Origin of the sequence: Pseudomonas sp. Xaverov 259 (assembly GCF_019352915.1) — a bacterium.
Lineage (GTDB): Bacteria > Pseudomonadota > Gammaproteobacteria > Pseudomonadales > Pseudomonadaceae > Aquipseudomonas.
Genome location: NZ_JAAAFV010000018.1, coordinates 1 through 17,030, shown reverse-complemented (window position 1 = coordinate 17,030; position 17,030 = coordinate 1). Strand labels below are relative to the sequence as shown.

Sequence of the window (17,030 nt, the reverse complement as noted above, 5' to 3'; positions counted from 1 at the left end):
GGTGTATCAGTGCCCGGCGCTTTGCCCGCCGTCCACGTGCAGGATCTCGCCGGTGACAAACCCCGCGCTCTCCAGGTAGGTGATCGCCTGGGCGATATCACTCACTTCGCCCATGCGCCCCACCGGGTGCAGTTGCCCCAGCGCCGCATGGGTGTCTTCGCCGTGCATCGGCGTCTTGATGATGCCTGGGCTTACCGCGTTCACCCGAATGCCGCGTTTGGCGTATTCAATCGCCAGGGATTTGGTCGCGGCATTCAGCCCGCCTTTGGTGAGGCTGGCGAGTACCGAAGGCACGCCGTCGATGGCGTGATCGACCAGGCTGGTGGTGACATTGACGATGTGGCCGGCGCCGTGTTTTTCCATCTCGGCGATGGCCAGTTGGGTGATGTAGAAAAAGCCGTTGAGGTTCACTGCCAGCACATTGGTGTAGTCGTCCTGGGTGTAGGCAGTGAAGGGTTTGGCGATAAAGATGCCGGCGTTGTTGATCAGGCTGTCGACACGCCCAAAGGTGGCCAGGGCTTCGCGGATGACGCGCTGGGCGGTGGCCGGGTCGGCGATGTCGCCAGGCACCGTGAGGATGTTCGGGTCGGTGGACGGCTGGATCGAACGCGAGGTGGCAACCACACGGTAATCCAGGGCGCGGTAGGCTTGGACCACGGCGGCGCCGATGCCTTGGGAGGCGCCGGTGATGATCACGACTTTGCTCATTTTGTTTCTCCGGTAAGGGCTTGGGATTTGCGGTATTCGGTGGTGGTGACGCCGGCGTAGCCCCAGTTATCGGTGTCGATTTCTTCGATGACGATGTGGGTCAGGTCCGGGCGCTTGTTGAGCACGCGTTCGAGGGTTTCGGTGAACTCGGCGATGACCTGGGCTTTTTGCTCAGGGGTCACGCCGTCACGGGTGATGCGCAGGCTGACGAAGGGCATGGTGATGGCTCCAATGGGCGGGCAGTGAGGCCAATTTAGGCCTGCGCCTGGAGCGGATAAAGATGGGCCGGAGTACTTCATTAGTGATGTGATGTAACAAGTGTTCACGCTAGCTCCACAAGATTTCACACCCTGTAGCCCTACTGGCTAAGTAGCATCTCTCGGTGTTTCCTAACCCCATCAACCCGCATCTTCGCGATGCAGGGAGCTCTAATGTCGTGCGTTCCTCAGCAGCGTCCGCAAAACTGATGCGGGGAGGCTGACAGCACGTAAGTGTCGTTTGTCTTACTGCCTGCTGTTACCTCCCTAAACGACGCCCAGCATCACGTAGTCGCTATTGCACTATTGATCAGCAGGCAAGGCACAGCGCAATGGAATAACGCAGCCCCCGGCACTCGATTTTCCAGCCGCTTTAAGCGATAGCGGCTGAATGTAGCGAAACCATGCGGGCGCCCCTATTACGTGTTTTTTTGATACGGGTTTAGGCACGGCCAAACGCATATCACTGTTACGCGTTGCGAAGCATTGGCCGGAACGTTTGGGCCAATCTTTGAAGTTGGTATTTATGAGTGAGTCCGGGCACAGCAAAAGAACATCACCAAATGAATATAACGGAAACGCCGTGATATAGACTCGCCCGTCACCAAATGTATTCGCACTCCAGGTAGCCTCATCAAATGCCATACCTTTGTACGCATCACCCACAATATAAATAGCAGATTCGCTTTGCCGTACACCTAAAATCCCGGCAGCCGAATAGGTGATCATACCCAGTGTGCCTGATGAAATAGTAATCACAAACAGGAATACCGCAATCGACGACAAAACCGAATAAAATACCCGCGTCCATAACTTACCGCTGAAGAGGTAAAACACGACAATCGGCAATAATGAAGCGATCATTGTGAGTGTCACAATACCCGCCACAACATTGACAGTTTCTGTCTCCAGATCACCAGAGTATGCGCGAAGTATCAATAGGGCCGGAGACGCACCCGATACCACAGTAAACATTACAAGAAACCAGACAACGGCAACAAAAACAACTGATTCGATTTTATTTTTATTAAAGCTTTTTTTATTACCCAACGCGACAAGACCCGCGTCTCTCAGGCATTTAAACTGAAAGCCAATTATCAAAATCAAAGCCGTTACGGAGGCTATACACAGCATCGTCCAAAGTATATTGGAGTCCGGAAAGTAAAAAATGCCGATTGCGAAGATGACAAACCCTGCTATCACAGGAGCTAGCAAACAAAGCGCTGCCGTTCTTTTGTCGACATCGCGTTTTCCAAACATGGATATTGCCAAACTGAAAAGAGAAGGTGTCGCTATCAAAACGAACATATAAGCAAACGATACAAATACAACCAGAAACAACCAGACAAACAATGAAGCCTGTACAGATACCGAGGCCATAAAAATGTCTGTTCTACCAATGGTCCTGACGTACACATACAGCGCGAGCACCCCCAATGCCGACCCCAGGAATGTCACGATAGGCCATTGCTCAGAAAAAGAGCGACTTAATCTATCTACGATAGTAATCAAACCGTCTTTAAAACTCTCTAAAAATAACGGCGTACTTTCTCTCACTGTCAGCGCTTGACTTTCACTCACACTATGATCCTTCACTTATTAACGTCCATAGAAAAACCCCGAACCAGTCGGGGTTTTTTATTGCCTGGAATCAGGCGCGACCTGCGATCAATTAGAAAACGTTGATCGGGTAGTCGGCGAACAGACGGATTTCGTTACCGCCTACGTTGTAGTTGCTGGCGTTGTTGGAGACGCGCAACCACGACGCACGAGCGCGCAGGCTCAGGTCTTTGGCTGGGCCGCTTTGAACGACATATTTGAACTGGTTGAAGATTTCACGCTCGGTGCCACTGCCACGGTTGGAACCGTCGTCAATGTTGGTGCCGCGCACGTAAGCGATGTTGTAGGTCAGGCCAGGCACGCCGAAGGCGCTGAAGTCCAGGCCGTAGCCTGCTTGCCAGGAGCGCTCGTCCTTGCCGTTGAAGTCGGACCAGTAGGAGTTGGCCAGCAAGATGGTATTGCCGCCGTCGCCGATACCGCCAGCGTTGCGGTAGCCGCCGTACAGGTAGCCGGTGTCGCCGGTGCTGCGCTGGTGAGCGAGGGTGAAGCTGTGCGGGCCAACAGCCCAGGTAGCGCCCAGGCTCCAGATTTTGTTGTCGCGGGCGTCCGCATCACCTTGGTTTTCCAGGGCGAAGCTGCGGTCCAGCTTGGTTTTGTAGCCGTTGAAGTCAAAGGTCAACGATTGCTTTTCTGGCAGGGCCAGCACGTAGTTGACGTTGACGTATTGCTTCTTCAGCACGTCCTGCATGTTGGAGGCGTACAACGCGGCCGACAGGCTTTCGGTGAATTTGTAGCTACCGCCGATGTAGTCGATGCTTTTCAGCGCGCCACTGTCGGAACCTTCGGCGCTCTTGCGGGCTTCCTTGGTGAAGTGACCAGCGTCCAGTTGCAGGCCGGCGATCTCTTTGGAAACGATCGAGGTGCCCTCGTAGGTTTCCGACAGCAGGCGCGAGTTGTCATATTGCAGGACCGGCACGGCTGGCATCTGCTGACCGTATTTGATCACGGTGTTGGAGATGCGCGCCTTGACGGCTGCGCCGCCTTTGGCCAGGTCGTTGGCTGCTTCGCCGCTATCGCCTTGCTTGAAGAAGTCGATACCGCCAGCGCCGCTGCGACCTTTACCGCCGTCCAGGCGAATAGCGTATTGGCCGATCACGTCCACACCCACACCGACGGTGCCTTGGGTGAAGCCGGACTCGAACTTGCCGATGAAGCCCTGGCCCCATTCGGCTTTGTCTTGCTTGCCGTTTTTGTAGTCACGGCTGATGTAGGCGTTACGTGCTGCGATGTTCAGGTGGCTGTCGTCCACGAAACCCTTGGATTGCTCCTGGTCGTTAGCCATTGCTGTCGATGCGCTCAAAATCCCCAGAGCGATCAGACTCATCCGTTGCTTCAACATTTCTTATATTCCTTATTACTGGTTGAGTACGCGCTGTGACACCAGGCTCCGTGTCGCTTTTCTGGTGTCGACTTTCTCCAAAAAAATAAGGCCCGCGGACGACTGAACTGCCGCGGGCCTTTTTTTATTGGATGAGTCATGGCGGTGAGCCACAGGCGTTGGGCGCAATCCTATGCGCGCGTTGAACTATGTGTCAATTTCGTGAATCGTCTGTATTTAGGCGAAATAATTCTAAGCGGTGCATTCCAAGGCCTTCGCTCGAGCCTGAAAAATCGTCTGATTCGTCAAGAAAACACATCATGTAACATTTTAAGCGAGGGTATGTTTGGGAATAGATAACCTGCGCAAATGCAAAGCATTACCATTCGCGCGCTTTTCTTTTTCCAACACTTTTGGATCTATTCCCCATGCCTGCCTCTCGCCTGACGCCCATCACTTTTGGGCTTTCTGTTTTGCTGTCTGCCGGTTTTGCCTGTGCCGCCACGGTCTTGCCTGAAACTTCGGTGAGCGCCGAAACCGACGAAGACGACCCGCGCGTCAAGGAGACCAATACCGCCACCCGCACGGCCACTTCGGTGCGTTACGTGCCCCAGGCCATCGACTCGGTTAAAACCGAAAGCCTGCGTTCCTACGGCACCAACGACCTGGGCCAGGCGTTAAGCGGCATTCCCAACGTCAGCAGTGGCGCCGATACGCGCTTCGACAGCCTGCGTATTCGTGGTTTTGACGCGAGCAATGACTTCTACCTGGACGGCATCCGCGACGACAGCCAGTACGTGCGCGACCTGCATAACATCGAGCGCATCGAAGTGCTCAAAGGCCCGGCCGCCGTACTGTACGGGCGCGGCGGCCAGGGCGGGATCGTCAACCGCGTGAGCAAACTACCCCAGGCGGGCCACACATCCAGCATCGAAGCCCAAGGCGGCAGCCAGGATTTGCGCAGCCTGTATGCCGACCTCAGCACCGACCCAACGGATAACATCAGCCTGCGTCTGAACATGGGCAATCAGGACAACAACAGCTTTCGCGACGGTGTGAGCGGCAATCGCCAGTTGTTCGCGCCGTCGATGAGCTGGCAACTGACGCCGGACCTGAACTGGCTGGTGCAATACGAATACAGCCGTTACAACCGCACGCCGGACCGTGGCATTCCCGGGGTCAACGGCCGCCCGGCCGATGTGAGCCGCAGCACGACCTACTTCGATAGCCGCGATTACATCGACGATAAATCCCAGTCCCTGCGCTCCAAGCTGGCCTACGAACTCAATGCCAACTGGCAGTTGCGCCACACCCTCGGCGTGTTCAAGCTCGACAGCGATTTCGACAACACCTACCAGGTCGGCTACGACCCAAAAACCAACAAGGTCTCGCGCCAGCGTTGGCAACAAGACCTGAACACTCGCAACGTGTTCAACAACCTTGAGCTGGAAGGCGGTTTCGACACCTTCGGCCTGGAGCACCGCCTGCTCACCGGCCTGGAGCTGGGCAGCCAGCGCCGTGATCCAAAGTTGTACAGCGCCACCGCCACCAACCGTGGCGGCCAAGCCGTGCCGAGCCTGGACCTCAACCAGCCCGACCGCCACTTGAGCCACACCGGGCGCATGAGTGTTTCCAGCAACAACCACACCGAAGTCGAAAGCCGCGCCCTGTACGTGCAGGACCAATTGCGCCTCAACGATCAATGGCAAGTGCTGGCCGGCCTGCGCTACGACCACTTTGAAGTGGACACCACCAGCAAGCTGCTCAACACCCAACAGGCGGTCGACAGCCGCAGCACCAGCCCGCGCATCGGCCTGGTCTGGACGCCGCTGGAACACCACTCGTTCTATGCTTCATGGAGCAAGACCTTCTCGCCAGCTGGCGGCGGCTTGATCGGCATCACCCCCAATGCCGCAGGCGCCGTCAACGACCTGAGCCCCGAGCTGACCAAGCAAAAGGAAATCGGCGTTAAAAGCGACTGGCTCGACGACCGCCTGAGCACCACCCTGGCCGTGTACGAGCTGGAACTCTACAACCGCCGCACCAGCGACCCACTGGACCGCACCATCACCCTGCTCACGGGCGAACAACGCTCACGCGGCGTGGAGCTGACCGCCACCGGCAAAGTCGTCGGCAACTGGTACGTACGCGGTGGCATCGGCCTGCAGGATGCCAAGGTCGTGAAGGACAACAACGGCTTTGAAGGCAAACGCATCAGCGACGTGGCCAAGCGTAACGCCAGCCTGTTTATCACCTGGAAACCGGAGATGGGCTGGTACGCAGAAACCGGCCTGACCCTGGTGGGAGACCGTTACGCCGACAACCTCAACACCGTGGTGCTGCCAGGTTATGGCCGCTGGGATGCGCTGGCCGGGTTCCGCCAGAAAGAATGGGACGTGCGCGCGGCGCTGAACAACATCGCCGATAAAAATTACTACGCCTCGGCCACCAGCGCAGCGCAGATCCAACCGGGCGAGCCGCGTAGCCTGGTAGTGACAGGCACCTACAGCTTCTAAGCCAATCACAATTCAAAAGTGGGTGCGGCCTTGCGTGATCGTTCCCACGCTCTGCGTGGGAATGCCTCCTGTGACGCTCTGCGTCACGACCTCAGAAGCGGGACGCAGAGCGTCCCGAGCTGCATTCCCACGCAGAGCGTGGGAACGAGCAGAGCAAGCCCGCTCCCACAATTGATTTGGGTGTTCTTCAGGTTTTGATCGTTCCCACGCTCTGCGTGGGAATGCCTCCTGTGACGCTCTGCGTCACGACCTCAGAGGCGGGACGCAGAGCGTCCCGGGCTGCGTTCCCACGCAGAGCGTGGGAACGATCAAAGCTGGGCTTTCTTTAGTTTTTTAGCAGTTCGCACAGCGCTTGCAGCTCATCCTCACTGAACAACCCCGCCGGGTAGCGTTCGCTCATCACGCGGCGCACATCAGGCTGTTGCTGCCTCACCTGGCGCGAGCCGTTTGCCTTCAACCATAGCGCCAGCGCATGGATCGCATCACCGCTAACCCGCGTCGGGTGGAACGGGCGCGTGTAGATCAGGTTGATATCGGCATTCATTCCAGCGCTCTCTCCTACTGCGTGAGCGGCTAACTTACTCAAGGTTTGTGACAGAACTGTGCAGTCATCACCTTGGGTCACTGTGGCAACACCGATACAAGAGCTATGCCAATGTCCCGTGTTTATAGGCATTCGGACACAAAAAAGCCCGCAACCTAGCCAGGCTGCGGGCTTGCTGTAAGCGCTTTAAACAGGTAGCGCTCGGCGTTCACTCAAACGCTGTTACAACCGCACTCAATTTTTGTGCGGTGCCGGCTGTTGTTGGGTCAGGCAATGGATATTGCCGCCGCCCAGTAACAGTTCGCGGCCCGGCACCATCACCACTTCGTGCTGTGGGAACAGGTTCTGCAGGATCTCTTTGGCCTGGCTGTCCAGCGGGTCGTCGAAGCTCGGCGCGATGATGCCGCCGTTGACGATCAGGAAGTTCACGTAGGAGCCGGCCAAACGCACAGTCGGATTACGTTCCTGGGAACCGTCTACCGGATCGACACCGGCGCATTCTTCTTCGGTGGCGTACAACGGGCCCGGGATCGGCATTTTATGCACTGTGAACGGGCGGCCTTTTGCGTCTGTGCTGCTTTGCAGAACGGCCATGGCGGCGTGGCAGCGCGCGTAGTTGGGGTCTTGCGGGTCATCGGTCCAGGCCAGCAACACTTCACCAGGGCGCACGTAGCAGCAGAAGTTATCCACATGGCCGTCGGTTTCGTCGTTGAACAGGCCGTCCGGCAACCAGATGACTTTATCCACCGCTAGATGGTCACGCAGCACCGCTTCGATCGCCGTGCGGTCCAGATGCGGGTTGCGGTTGCGGTTCAACAGGCACTCTTCGGTGGTGATCACGGTGCCTTCGCCGTCGACATGGATCGAACCGCCTTCCAGCACGAAGCCTTCGGTGCGATAGCGCGGTGCGCGCTCGATCTCGAGGATCTTGCCGCCCACCTGCGAATCGCGGTTCCACGGCGCATACAGGCCGCCATCAAAGCCGCCCCAGGCGTTGAAATCCCAGTTCACGCCGCGCACTTCGCCGCTGTTATTGATCACAAAGGTCGGGCCGGTGTCGCGCACCCAGGCGTCGTCGTTGGACATTTCCACCACGCGGATATTGGGCACATCCAGCCGCGCACGGGCGTTTTCGTACTGGCCGGCGGACACCGCGACGGTCACCGGTTCAAAGCGTGCAATGGCGTTGGCCACCGCGACATGCGCCGCCTGCGCCGGCTTGCCGCCCAGGCGCCAGTTGTCCGGGCGCTCGGGCCAGATCATCCAGGTTTGGGTTTGCGGCGCCCATTCGGCAGGCATGTAGAAGCCATCGGCGCGAGGTGTGCTGTGCAGGGTGGTCATGGCGTTCAGGACTCCGAATGGGGTGAAGGCCGACTTTATAACGGATAAAAATCGGCTTTAAAAGTGATAAAAGATCATAGTCGACAAATACGACAACCTTTAGCCGATAACAATCGACAACCTACAGTTGCTCATCGAGCACCTTCGACAACATGTCGACAAAGAAATCCACACTGCGTTTAGTCGTCACCATCGGCGGCTTGATCTTGAGGATGTTGAGGTAGTCGCCGGTGGGCTGCATGAAAATCCCCAACTCGCGCAGGCGATCACAGAGCAGCGCAGTTTCGACAGTGGCCGGTTCCAGCGTGTGCCGATCACGCACCAACTCCAGCCCCAGGTAGAAGCCGGACCCATGCACGGCGCCGACCAACGGGTGATGCTCGATCAACGCCTCCAGGCGCGCCTTGAAGTGCCCACCCACCACTTGGGCGTTTTCCCACAGCTTTTCTTCCTCCATCACATCCAGCACGGCCATGCCGATGCGGCAACTCACCGGGCTGCCGCCTGAAGACGAGAAGAAATACCCTTCGGCCTCCAGTGCCTCGGCGATTTCCCGGCGGGTGATCACCGCGCCCAACGGCTGGCCATTGCCCATGCCCTTGGCCATGGTGATGATGTCCGGCACCACGCCTTGCTCTTCAAAACCCCAGAAAAAGTGGCCCATGCGCCCATAACCCACCTGCACTTCATCGGCGATGCACACGCCGCCTTGGGCCCGTACCAAGGCGTACACCTGCTGCAAATAACCCGGCGGCAGCGAAATGCCACCGGCGTTGCCATATACCGGCTCGCAGATAAAACCCGCCAGCTGGCGCTGGCTCGCGGCGATCTTTGCCAGGTTGTGTTCCACACTGCGCACGTAATCCGGCGCACTGTCCTGCCCACGAAACTCGCCGCGATAGGTATTGGGCGCGGTCACCGGGTGCACCCAGTCCGGGCGGCTGCTCAGGGCTTGCGGGTTGTCCGCAATCGAGGTGGACACCGCATCCGCCGCCACCGACCAACCGTGGTAGGCCTCCAGCACGCTGAGCATGTCGCGCCCGCCGCTGTGGGCCCACGCCAGGCGAATGGCCAGGTCATTGGCCTCGGTGCCGCTGTTGACCAGAAACACCCGGTCCATACCTTGAGGTGCCAGCGCCAGCAAGCGCTCGGAAAACTCGGCAATGGCCGCGTAGTGAAAGCGCGAATTGGTGTTGAGCAATGACCACTGCCGCGCCGCCACCGCCGCCATGCGCGGGTGGCCATGGCCAAGCACGGCGACGTTGTTGAGCATGTCCAGGTAAGAGCGGCCCTGCATGTCGATCAAATGGTTGCGCCAGCCGCGCTCGATGCGCGGCGGGTCGACGTAATAGTGCTTTTGCGAGCGGGCGAAGCTGGCATCGCGCCGCGCCAACAGCGCTTCGGGGTCCAGCTCGGGCTGCGCATCACAGGCCAGCCCCAGCAGTGTCGCCGGCGATGGGCAAAGGGCCTGCCAGGCCTGCGCCCGGGACGGCGTGCAGAACAACGGCGGCTCAAGGTCGACGCGGCATAACTGCACGGTGAGCGGCGCGTGAACCTCACCCAGGACTTGCCCTGCCACCAGCACCGCGCCTGCCTTCAGGGCCGTGGTCACACCCCATAAACGCAGGTTCAACGCGGCGCTGTGTACGCACAGCACACCGTCGTCGCCGTGGCGCAACGTGCCAGCAAAGGGCGCCTCCAGCACCGTGCCATGGGGCAAGTGCAATTCCACATGAAGTGGAAAAGTGTCCGGCTCCGCGGCACTGTCGACGCAGGTTCGCGACAGCCGATATTGCCCATAACGGCTGGCTGCCAAGCCATGCACTGCCGCGGCTTCATCCAGCAACCGCCGGTCGATGCCGGGCGCCTCCCAATTGCCCGCCTCGAAATGCGGGCTGAGAACGCCCAGGTCGATCAACGCGAACTCACGGCCCACCAAGCCGGGCAGTAACGGCGCGAAGTCTTGGTCGGCAAGCGGTGTGAGCGCTTCACCGACGCAACCCAAAATGGCGGCCTCCATCAACTCGAAGGGCACGGAGGTCGCCACATAGAAAATTTCCCACTCGTGCTCGGCGTTTTTCTTTAAGTAGCCGTTGCCTGGGTCCAGGCGCTGCTGTTGTTCGCTGCTGAGCACCAGCACTGCGGCGCGGGCGACTATCAGCGGCCACAATGCCTGCAATTCTTCACGCGCCAGCGGCGTCACCGCGTGACACGCCTGGATCGCCGGCAACATCACAAAGGGATCACCCTCGGCATGGTGCAGCAGCGCCGCGCAGGTTACCGACAAGTCGGCAATGCGCCAGGTGTGTACCAGGTCGCCGAAATCAATCACGCCCTGTACCTGCCAATGCCGCTGGGCATCACGCTGCCAGACCACATTGTCATCGGTGATGTCCATGTGCACGGCCTGCCATGGCAGGTGCTCGGCCAGCGGCTGCAAGCGGCGGCCGACCTGCTCGGCCACCTGTTCCAGCGCCGTGCGCTGGGGCAGGTTTTGCAGTGTGGCCAACAGGTGGGCAATCAGCGCCTGGGCGTGACGCGGGTCCCATTGCAGGGTGCGCTCCAGGCCCGGATGGGTGAACGGGGCCAGCGCTAGGCTCATGCGCCCGCACAGGTCACCGAAACCTGTTATCACATCGCGGCCCAGATGCGGCAGATGGGTCAAAGGCTGGCCCTCGATGTAATCGAGCAGGCGCACATGCAGGGTTTGCCCGCCCAGCGCCACGGTGAGCAGCTCATCACCGCTGAGCGCCTTGATGACCTTGGGCACGCGAACATCCGCATGCGCCTGTAGCGCATTGAAGGCCGCGTGCTGTGCCTGCAACTCGACTGCGGCGTAATCACCCCGGCAAATTTTCAACACAAACCGGCCGCGCTCGCTGTCGACGCGGTAGTTGAGGTCTTGCTGGCTGCCCAGTGCGTGCAACGTGCCGGTAAGCCCGTAATAGTGCTCGAGCAGCTGCGCCGCCTGCTCTGCGTCTACGTGTGGGCAAGGCAAATTGGCGCGATGGATCAACGTGGCGAGCAACATTGTGACGACCTCGGTTTTTTTAAGCGTCTATATCGCCATTACCCAATGGCAGAAGGCAACCCCCTCACTCCGCCGCACGCTTGTGCCGCCCCGTTGCGCAACTCAAGCTATGCTCTGGCTTAATGTCTGTCTTGGAAAAAAGGCTCTCTGAATGCGTATTCTCATCACCGGCGGCGCCGGCTTCATCGGTTCTGCCCTGGTTCGTCACCTGATTCAACACACCGAGCACGAAGTGCTCAACCTAGACAAACTCACCTACGCCGGCAACCTGGAGTCACTCACCAGCATCGCCGCCAACAGCCGCTATGAGTTCGTGCAGGCCGATATCATCGACCAGGCCAGCGTCAGCGCCGTGCTCGCGCGCTTTGAGCCACAGGCCATCATGCACTTGGCCGCCGAATCGCACGTCGACCGCTCCATTGATGGCCCGTCGGACTTTATCCAGACCAACATCGTCGGCACCTACAGCCTGCTGGAGGCCACCCGCGCCTATTGGCAGACCCTGGAAGAACCGGCCAAGAGCGCGTTCCGTTTCCACCATATTTCCACCGACGAAGTGTACGGCGACCTCCACGGCGTGGACGACCTGTTCACCGAAACCACGCCATATGCACCCAGCTCGCCGTATTCGGCCAGTAAAGCCGCCTCCGACCACCTGGTGCGCGCCTGGCAGCGCACCTATGGCCTGCCGGTACTGCTGACCAACTGCTCGAACAACTACGGGCCATTCCACTTCCCTGAGAAGCTGATCCCGCTGGTGATTCTCAACGCCCTCGCCGGCAAGCCGCTGCCGGTCTACGGCGATGGCCTGCAGGTTCGCGATTGGCTGTTCGTCGAAGACCACGCCCGCGCCTTGTTGAAAGTGGTCACCGAAGGTGTGGTGGGCGAGACCTACAACATTGGCGGTCACAACGAGCAGAAAAATATCGACGTGGTGCGCGGCATCTGCGGCCTGCTCGAAGAACTGGCGCCACAACGGCCGGCCGGTGTGGATAAATTCACCGACCTGATCACCTTCGTTAAAGACCGCCCTGGCCACGACCAGCGCTACGCGATCGACGCGAGCAAGATCGAACACGAGTTGGGCTGGGTCCCGGAAGAAACCTTTGAAACCGGCCTGCGCAAAACCGTGCAGTGGTACCTCGATAACCTGGACTGGTGCCGCAGGGTCCAGGACGGCAGCTATCAAGGCGAGCGCCTGGGCAATACCGACCCGAAAGACCTGATCGCATAAGGTTCTGATCACACGACCTGTTCACCCGGCGAGGGAAACCAATGAATGTAATCGCGACCAAGCTGCCCGAAGTATTGATCCTCGAGCCGAAGGTATTTGGCGATGCGCGTGGCTTTTTTTATGAGAGTTTCAACGCCAAGGCATTTGCCCAAGCCACCGGCCTGCAGCTGGAGTTTGTGCAGGACAACCACTCTCGCTCGCAAAAGGGCGTGCTGCGCGGCTTGCACTACCAGATAGAAAACACCCAGGGCAAACTCGTGCGGGTAACCGCCGGTGAGGTCTTGGACGTGGCGGTGGATATCCGCCGCAGCTCGCCCACTTTCGGCCAGTGGACCAGCGTGCGCCTGTCCGCCGAAAACAACCGCCAGCTGTGGGTTCCAGAGGGGTTCGCCCATGGTTTTGTGGTGCTCAGCGACCATGCCGAGTTCCTCTACAAGACCACCGACTACTACACGCCTTCGGCTGAGCGTTGTATTCGCTGGGACGACCCGAAACTCAAGATTGACTGGCAGTTTGAGGGCACGCCAACCTTGTCCGCCAAGGATCAGAACGGCAAGGCCTTGGCAGACGCCGATCTGTTTGCATGACCGGCGAGTGCCTTGCACGCCGGCCCTAGGCATAATGCGCCTGTCCCCATAGGCGCATGACTCCCATGACTCCACCCCTCCCGCGTAGACCTCGCTGGCGCAGCCTCGCCTTATTGGCGTTGTGCCTGGCACCGCTGCTGTGGCCGCTGGAGCATCTGGCCGAGCGCTATTACCGCAGCGAACTGGCCGGGCAAAACCGTCAGACCCTCGACCTGTACGTCGCCAACCTTCTCGGCACCCTGCACCGCTATGAAGTGCTGCCGCAGATCCTCGGTGACTTGCCGGCCCTGCGCACCGCACTGGACGCGCCCCACGTCAGCGCCAACCTGACCAACGCCAACCTGCTGCTCAAGGACGTCGCCGCCCAGGCCGGTGTGGAAGTGATGTACCTGATGGACACCACTGGCAAGACCCTCGCCGCTTCCAACTGGGACAAGCAGGACAGTTTTGTCGACCGTAACTTCTCGTTCCGCCCCTATTTCAGCGAAGCCATGGCCGGGCGTCTGGGGCGGTTTTTCGGCCTGGGCACCACCTCGGCCAAGCGCGGCTACTTCTTCGCCGCCGCCGTGCGTGATGGCGCCACCATCATCGGCGTGCTGGTGGTCAAGGTCGACCTGGACCACACCGAAAGCTTGTGGGGCAAAACCCCCGAGCAACTGCTGGTGACCGACCATAACGGCGTGGTCATCCTCACCTCACGCCCGCAATGGCGCTTCCGGGCGACCCGGCCGCTCACGGCAGAAGAACGCCAGGCAATCATCGCCATCCAGCCCTACCCGACCCGCGACCCGCAACCGCTGGCGTTGAGCACTACGGCGTGGTTGCGCCAATCCACGGCCATCGCCGAAACCGGCTGGACCGTGGAAATTCTTGCGCCACGCTCGCTGATCAATCGCCCGGTGCGCACCGTGGTGGCCGTTGGCGGCGCGACGCTGCTGGTGCTGATGTTGCTGCTGGGTCTGATGATGCAGCGCCGTCGCCATTACCTGGAGCGCATCGCCTTCGAAGCCAAGGCCCGTCGCGAGCTGGAAGCGCGTGTGATCGAGCGCACCAGCGACCTCGAAGGCCTCAACCGCCGCCTCAAACAGGAAGTGCTGGAGCGTGAACACGCCCAGCAGGAACTGGTGCGCGCCCAGGATGACCTGGTGCAGGCCGGCAAGCTGTCGGCGCTGGGCACCATGTCGGCGAGTATCAGCCACGAACTCAACCAGCCGCTGGCGGCGATCCGCAGCTACGCGGAAAACGCCGAGATCCTGCTCGACCACGAACGCACCAACGACGCCCGTGGCAACCTCAAGCTGATCAGCGAACTGACCGGGCGCATGGCCTCGATCATCGCGCACCTGCGCGCCTTCGCCCGCCGCGACCGCCACGCCCCGGAAAGCGTGGCCCTGCAACCGGCACTCGACGATGCCCTGGCGTTGCTGGCCAAGCGGCGGCGCTCGATGGAAGTCGAGTTGATCCGTGACTTGCCCGAGGCGACCTTGTGGGTGCAAGCCGGCGAAACCCGCCTGCGCCAGGTGCTCGGCAACCTGCTGGCCAACGCCCTCGACGCCCTCACCGAAAAAGGCCCGCCGCGCAAACTGTGGCTGAGTGCCCAAACCACCGAACAGGGCGTCAACCTGTACATTCGCGACAACGGCCCAGGTTTTTGCATGGAAGCCCTGGGCCGCGCCAGCGAGCCGTTCTACACCACCAAGACCCGCACCCAGGGCTTGGGGTTGGGGCTGGCGATCTGTGACACCTTGATGCGTGCCTTTGGCGGCGAACTGTTGTTCGCCAACCACAAGGAAGGCGGCGCGCTGTTAACCCTGAAATTGCGTGCCGGCTCGCCGGGCGTAAGTCTGCAACCGTCTGAGGACCGCAGTGTATGAGTATCGATAACCAGATCCAGGTGGTGTTGATCGACGACGATCCCCACTTGCGTCAGGCCCTGTGCCAGACCCTGGACCTGGCCGGGCTTAAAGTCCTGACCCTGGGCGAAGCCACGGGCCTCACGGCGCGCCTGTCCCGCGATTGGCCGGGCGTGGTGGTCAGCGATATCCGCATGCCCGGCATGGACGGCCTGGAGCTGCTGGCTGAACTGCACGGCCAGGACCCGGACCTGCCGGTGTTGCTGATTACCGGCCACGGCGATGTGCCGCTGGCGGTGCAAGCCATGCGCGCCGGGGCCTATGACTTCCTCGAAAAACCTTTCGCCAGTGATGCCCTGCTCGACAGCGTGCGCCGCGCACTGGCCCTGCGCCGCCTGGTGCTGGACAATCGCAGCCTGCGCCTGGCCCTCAGTGATCGCCAGCAATTGAGCACGCGCCTTGTCGGGCATTCGCCGCAGATGTTGCGCCTGCGTGAGCAGATCGGCGCCCTGGCGGCGACCCGCGCCGACGTGCTGATCCTCGGTGAAACCGGCGCCGGCAAAGAAGTCGTGGCGCGTGCCCTGCACGACCTGTCGAGCCGCCGCAGCGGGCCGTTTGTGGCGATCAACGCCGGCGCCCTGGCGGAGTCGGTGGTCGAAAGCGAACTGTTCGGCCACGAGCCGGGCGCTTTTACCGGCGCGCAGAAACGCCGCATCGGCAAGTTCGAGTTCGCCAATGGCGGCACGCTGTTCCTGGATGAAATCGAAAGCATGAGCCTGGACGTGCAGGTCAAGCTGCTGCGCCTGTTGCAGGAACGTGTGGTCGAGCGTTTAGGTGGTAATCAGCTGATCCCGCTGGATATCCGCATCATCGCCGCCACCAAGGAAGACCTGCGCCAGGCCGCCGACCAGGGACGCTTCAGGGCCGACTTGTATTACCGTCTCAACGTTGCACCGCTGCGCATTCCGCCACTGCGCGAGCGCGGTGAAGATGCACTGATGTTGTTCCAGCATTTTGCCGACGAAGCCAGCAGCCGCCACGGCCTGCCGTTGCACGAGCTGCAACCGGGCCAACGCGCCCTGCTGCTGCGCCACAGCTGGCCGGGCAATGTGCGCGAACTGCAAAATGCAGCCGAGCGCTTTGCCCTTGGGCTGGAGCTGGCACTCGATGCCACGGCAGACAACCCCGCCGCAGGCGTGCTGACGTCAACCTCTGGCGGTTTGAGCGATCAGGTCGAGCAGTTCGAAAAAAGCCTGATCGCCGCCGAACTGACCCGCCCCCACAGCTCGGTGCGCAGCCTCGCCGAAGCCTTGGGCATCCCGCGCAAAACTCTGCACGACAAACTGCGCAAGCACGGCCTGAACTTCGCCGACAGCGCCAGCCACAGCGCCGACGACGAATGACCCGCCAAGAGACCGCCATGAACCGCGACAGCCGCTACCTGGAATCGATCCTTCACCACGACATTCCCCTCACCCGGGAAATGGGCCTAAAGGTGCTCGACTGGCAACACAGCCAACTGCAGCTGCACTTACCTTTGCAGGCCAATATCAACCACAAGAGCACCATGTTCGGCGGCAGCCTCTATTGCGGCGCCGTGTTGGCGGGTTGGGGCTGGCTGCACCTGAAGCTGCGCGAAGAAGGTGTTGAAGACGGGCATATCGTGATTCAGGAAGGGCAGATCAGTTATCCGCTGCCGGTGACTCAGGATGCGATTGCCATCTGCGCGGCGCCGCAAGACAAGGTGTGGAAGCGCTTTGTGGCGACGTACCAGCGCTATGGCCGGGCGCGGCTGGCGTTGGAGACGTGGATTGTGAATGAGGGCAGTGAAGAACGAGCAGTCAACTTTACTGGCCAATACGTGCTGCACCGCTAACCGCCTGCACACAAAACAACTGTGGGAGCTGGCTTGCCTGCGATGAGCATAGGTATCTACACAACTTTTAAAGGCAGTCAATTTCTCCTGTGGCGAGCAGGCTTGCCCTGCGCTGGGCTGCGAAGCAGCCCCAAACCCAGACGCT

General features: G+C 60.2%; 13 protein-coding genes. 6 read left to right on the top strand and 7 right to left on the bottom strand.

Going from position 1 to position 17,030, the window contains the following annotated elements:
- Nucleotides 1–6: 6 nt before the first annotated feature.
- The 4 genes from K0H48_RS03170 to K0H48_RS03155 form a co-directional block, all read right to left on the bottom strand.
- Nucleotides 7–708, bottom strand: coding sequence for an SDR family NAD(P)-dependent oxidoreductase (locus K0H48_RS03170; RefSeq protein WP_219266372.1), 702 nt, complete (start codon nucleotides 706–708; stop codon nucleotides 7–9).
- Nucleotides 705–926 carry a 4-oxalocrotonate tautomerase family protein gene (locus K0H48_RS03165; protein ID WP_219266371.1) on the bottom strand — a complete coding sequence of 74 codons (222 nt, stop codon included), beginning with the start codon at nucleotides 924–926 and terminating at the stop codon, nucleotides 705–707. The genes K0H48_RS03170 and K0H48_RS03165 overlap by 4 nt, the downstream gene beginning before the upstream one ends.
- A 342-nt stretch (nucleotides 927–1,268) precedes the next feature.
- Nucleotides 1,269–2,546 carry a hypothetical protein gene (locus K0H48_RS03160; protein ID WP_219266370.1) on the bottom strand — a complete coding sequence of 426 codons (1,278 nt, stop codon included), beginning with the start codon at nucleotides 2,544–2,546 and terminating at the stop codon, nucleotides 1,269–1,271.
- Between the two features lie 91 nt (nucleotides 2,547–2,637).
- Nucleotides 2,638–3,924 (bottom strand): OprD family porin, encoded by a 1,287-nt coding sequence (locus tag K0H48_RS03155; RefSeq protein WP_200431115.1) that lies wholly within the window; start codon nucleotides 3,922–3,924, stop codon nucleotides 2,638–2,640.
- 407 nt (nucleotides 3,925–4,331) lie between these two features.
- Between K0H48_RS03155 and K0H48_RS03150 the strand changes: the two genes are divergently transcribed.
- Entirely contained in the window at nucleotides 4,332–6,419 is a 2,088-nt protein-coding gene (locus tag K0H48_RS03150) for a TonB-dependent siderophore receptor (protein ID WP_219266369.1), read from the top strand.
- A 325-nt stretch (nucleotides 6,420–6,744) separates the two neighbouring features.
- Here K0H48_RS03150 and K0H48_RS03145 read toward each other — a convergent pair whose 3' ends face one another.
- The 3 genes from K0H48_RS03145 to K0H48_RS03135 form a co-directional block, all read right to left on the bottom strand.
- Entirely contained in the window at nucleotides 6,745–6,963 is a 219-nt protein-coding gene (locus K0H48_RS03145; RefSeq protein ID WP_219266368.1) for a hypothetical protein, read from the bottom strand.
- Nucleotides 6,964–7,197: 234 nt separating this feature from the next.
- Nucleotides 7,198–8,304 (bottom strand): agmatine deiminase, encoded by a 1,107-nt coding sequence (aguA, locus tag K0H48_RS03140; RefSeq protein WP_219266367.1) that lies wholly within the window; start codon nucleotides 8,302–8,304, stop codon nucleotides 7,198–7,200.
- Between the two features lie 121 nt (nucleotides 8,305–8,425).
- Complete coding sequence (locus K0H48_RS03135; RefSeq protein ID WP_219266366.1) at nucleotides 8,426–11,335, bottom strand: aminotransferase; 2,910 nt, start codon at nucleotides 11,333–11,335, stop codon at nucleotides 8,426–8,428.
- A 151-nt stretch (nucleotides 11,336–11,486) separates the two neighbouring features.
- On the opposite strand from K0H48_RS03135, the gene rfbB reads away from it, so the two are divergent.
- The 5 genes from rfbB (at nucleotide 11,487) to K0H48_RS03110 (ending at nucleotide 16,885) form a co-directional block, all read left to right on the top strand.
- On the top strand, nucleotides 11,487–12,569 hold the full coding sequence (gene rfbB, locus K0H48_RS03130; protein ID WP_219266365.1) for a dTDP-glucose 4,6-dehydratase: 1,083 nt from the start codon (nucleotides 11,487–11,489) through the stop codon (nucleotides 12,567–12,569).
- Nucleotides 12,570–12,610: 41 nt separating this feature from the next.
- Nucleotides 12,611–13,156 carry a dTDP-4-dehydrorhamnose 3,5-epimerase gene (gene rfbC, locus K0H48_RS03125; RefSeq protein ID WP_219266364.1) on the top strand — a complete coding sequence of 182 codons (546 nt, stop codon included), beginning with the start codon at nucleotides 12,611–12,613 and terminating at the stop codon, nucleotides 13,154–13,156.
- Between the two features lie 65 nt (nucleotides 13,157–13,221).
- Nucleotides 13,222–15,030: an ATP-binding protein gene (locus K0H48_RS03120; RefSeq protein WP_138817292.1), complete on the top strand. Its 1,809-nt coding sequence runs from the start codon at nucleotides 13,222–13,224 to the stop codon at nucleotides 15,028–15,030.
- Nucleotides 15,027–16,412: a sigma-54 dependent transcriptional regulator gene (locus K0H48_RS03115; RefSeq protein WP_065930830.1), complete on the top strand. Its 1,386-nt coding sequence runs from the start codon at nucleotides 15,027–15,029 to the stop codon at nucleotides 16,410–16,412. The genes K0H48_RS03120 and K0H48_RS03115 overlap by 4 nt, the downstream gene beginning before the upstream one ends.
- Before the next feature lie 17 nt (nucleotides 16,413–16,429).
- A complete protein-coding gene (locus K0H48_RS03110; RefSeq protein ID WP_219266363.1) occupies nucleotides 16,430–16,885 on the top strand; it encodes a thioesterase domain-containing protein in 456 nt (151 codons plus the stop codon).
- The last annotated feature ends 145 nt before the right edge of the window (nucleotides 16,886–17,030 follow it).

What these genes read in the sequence shown, in the direction of transcription:
- rfbC (WP_219266364.1), top strand. Translation starts at nt 12,611, where the DNA reads ATGAATGTAATCGCGACCAAGCTGCCCGAAGTATTGATCCTCGAGCCG.
- K0H48_RS03135 (WP_219266366.1), bottom strand. Translation starts at nt 11,335, where the DNA reads ATGTTGCTCGCCACGTTGATCCATCGCGCCAATTTGCCTTGCCCACAC.
- aguA (WP_219266367.1), bottom strand. Translation starts at nt 8,304, where the DNA reads ATGACCACCCTGCACAGCACACCTCGCGCCGATGGCTTCTACATGCCT.
- K0H48_RS03155 (WP_200431115.1), bottom strand. Translation starts at nt 3,924, where the DNA reads ATGTTGAAGCAACGGATGAGTCTGATCGCTCTGGGGATTTTGAGCGCA.
- rfbB (WP_219266365.1), top strand. Translation starts at nt 11,487, where the DNA reads ATGCGTATTCTCATCACCGGCGGCGCCGGCTTCATCGGTTCTGCCCTG.
- K0H48_RS03150 (WP_219266369.1), top strand. Translation starts at nt 4,332, where the DNA reads ATGCCTGCCTCTCGCCTGACGCCCATCACTTTTGGGCTTTCTGTTTTG.
- K0H48_RS03115 (WP_065930830.1), top strand. Translation starts at nt 15,027, where the DNA reads ATGAGTATCGATAACCAGATCCAGGTGGTGTTGATCGACGACGATCCC.
- K0H48_RS03145 (WP_219266368.1), bottom strand. Translation starts at nt 6,963, where the DNA reads ATGAATGCCGATATCAACCTGATCTACACGCGCCCGTTCCACCCGACG.
- K0H48_RS03165 (WP_219266371.1), bottom strand. Translation starts at nt 926, where the DNA reads ATGCCCTTCGTCAGCCTGCGCATCACCCGTGACGGCGTGACCCCTGAG.
- K0H48_RS03170 (WP_219266372.1), bottom strand. Translation starts at nt 708, where the DNA reads ATGAGCAAAGTCGTGATCATCACCGGCGCCTCCCAAGGCATCGGCGCC.
- K0H48_RS03120 (WP_138817292.1), top strand. Translation starts at nt 13,222, where the DNA reads ATGACTCCACCCCTCCCGCGTAGACCTCGCTGGCGCAGCCTCGCCTTA.
- K0H48_RS03110 (WP_219266363.1), top strand. Translation starts at nt 16,430, where the DNA reads ATGAACCGCGACAGCCGCTACCTGGAATCGATCCTTCACCACGACATT.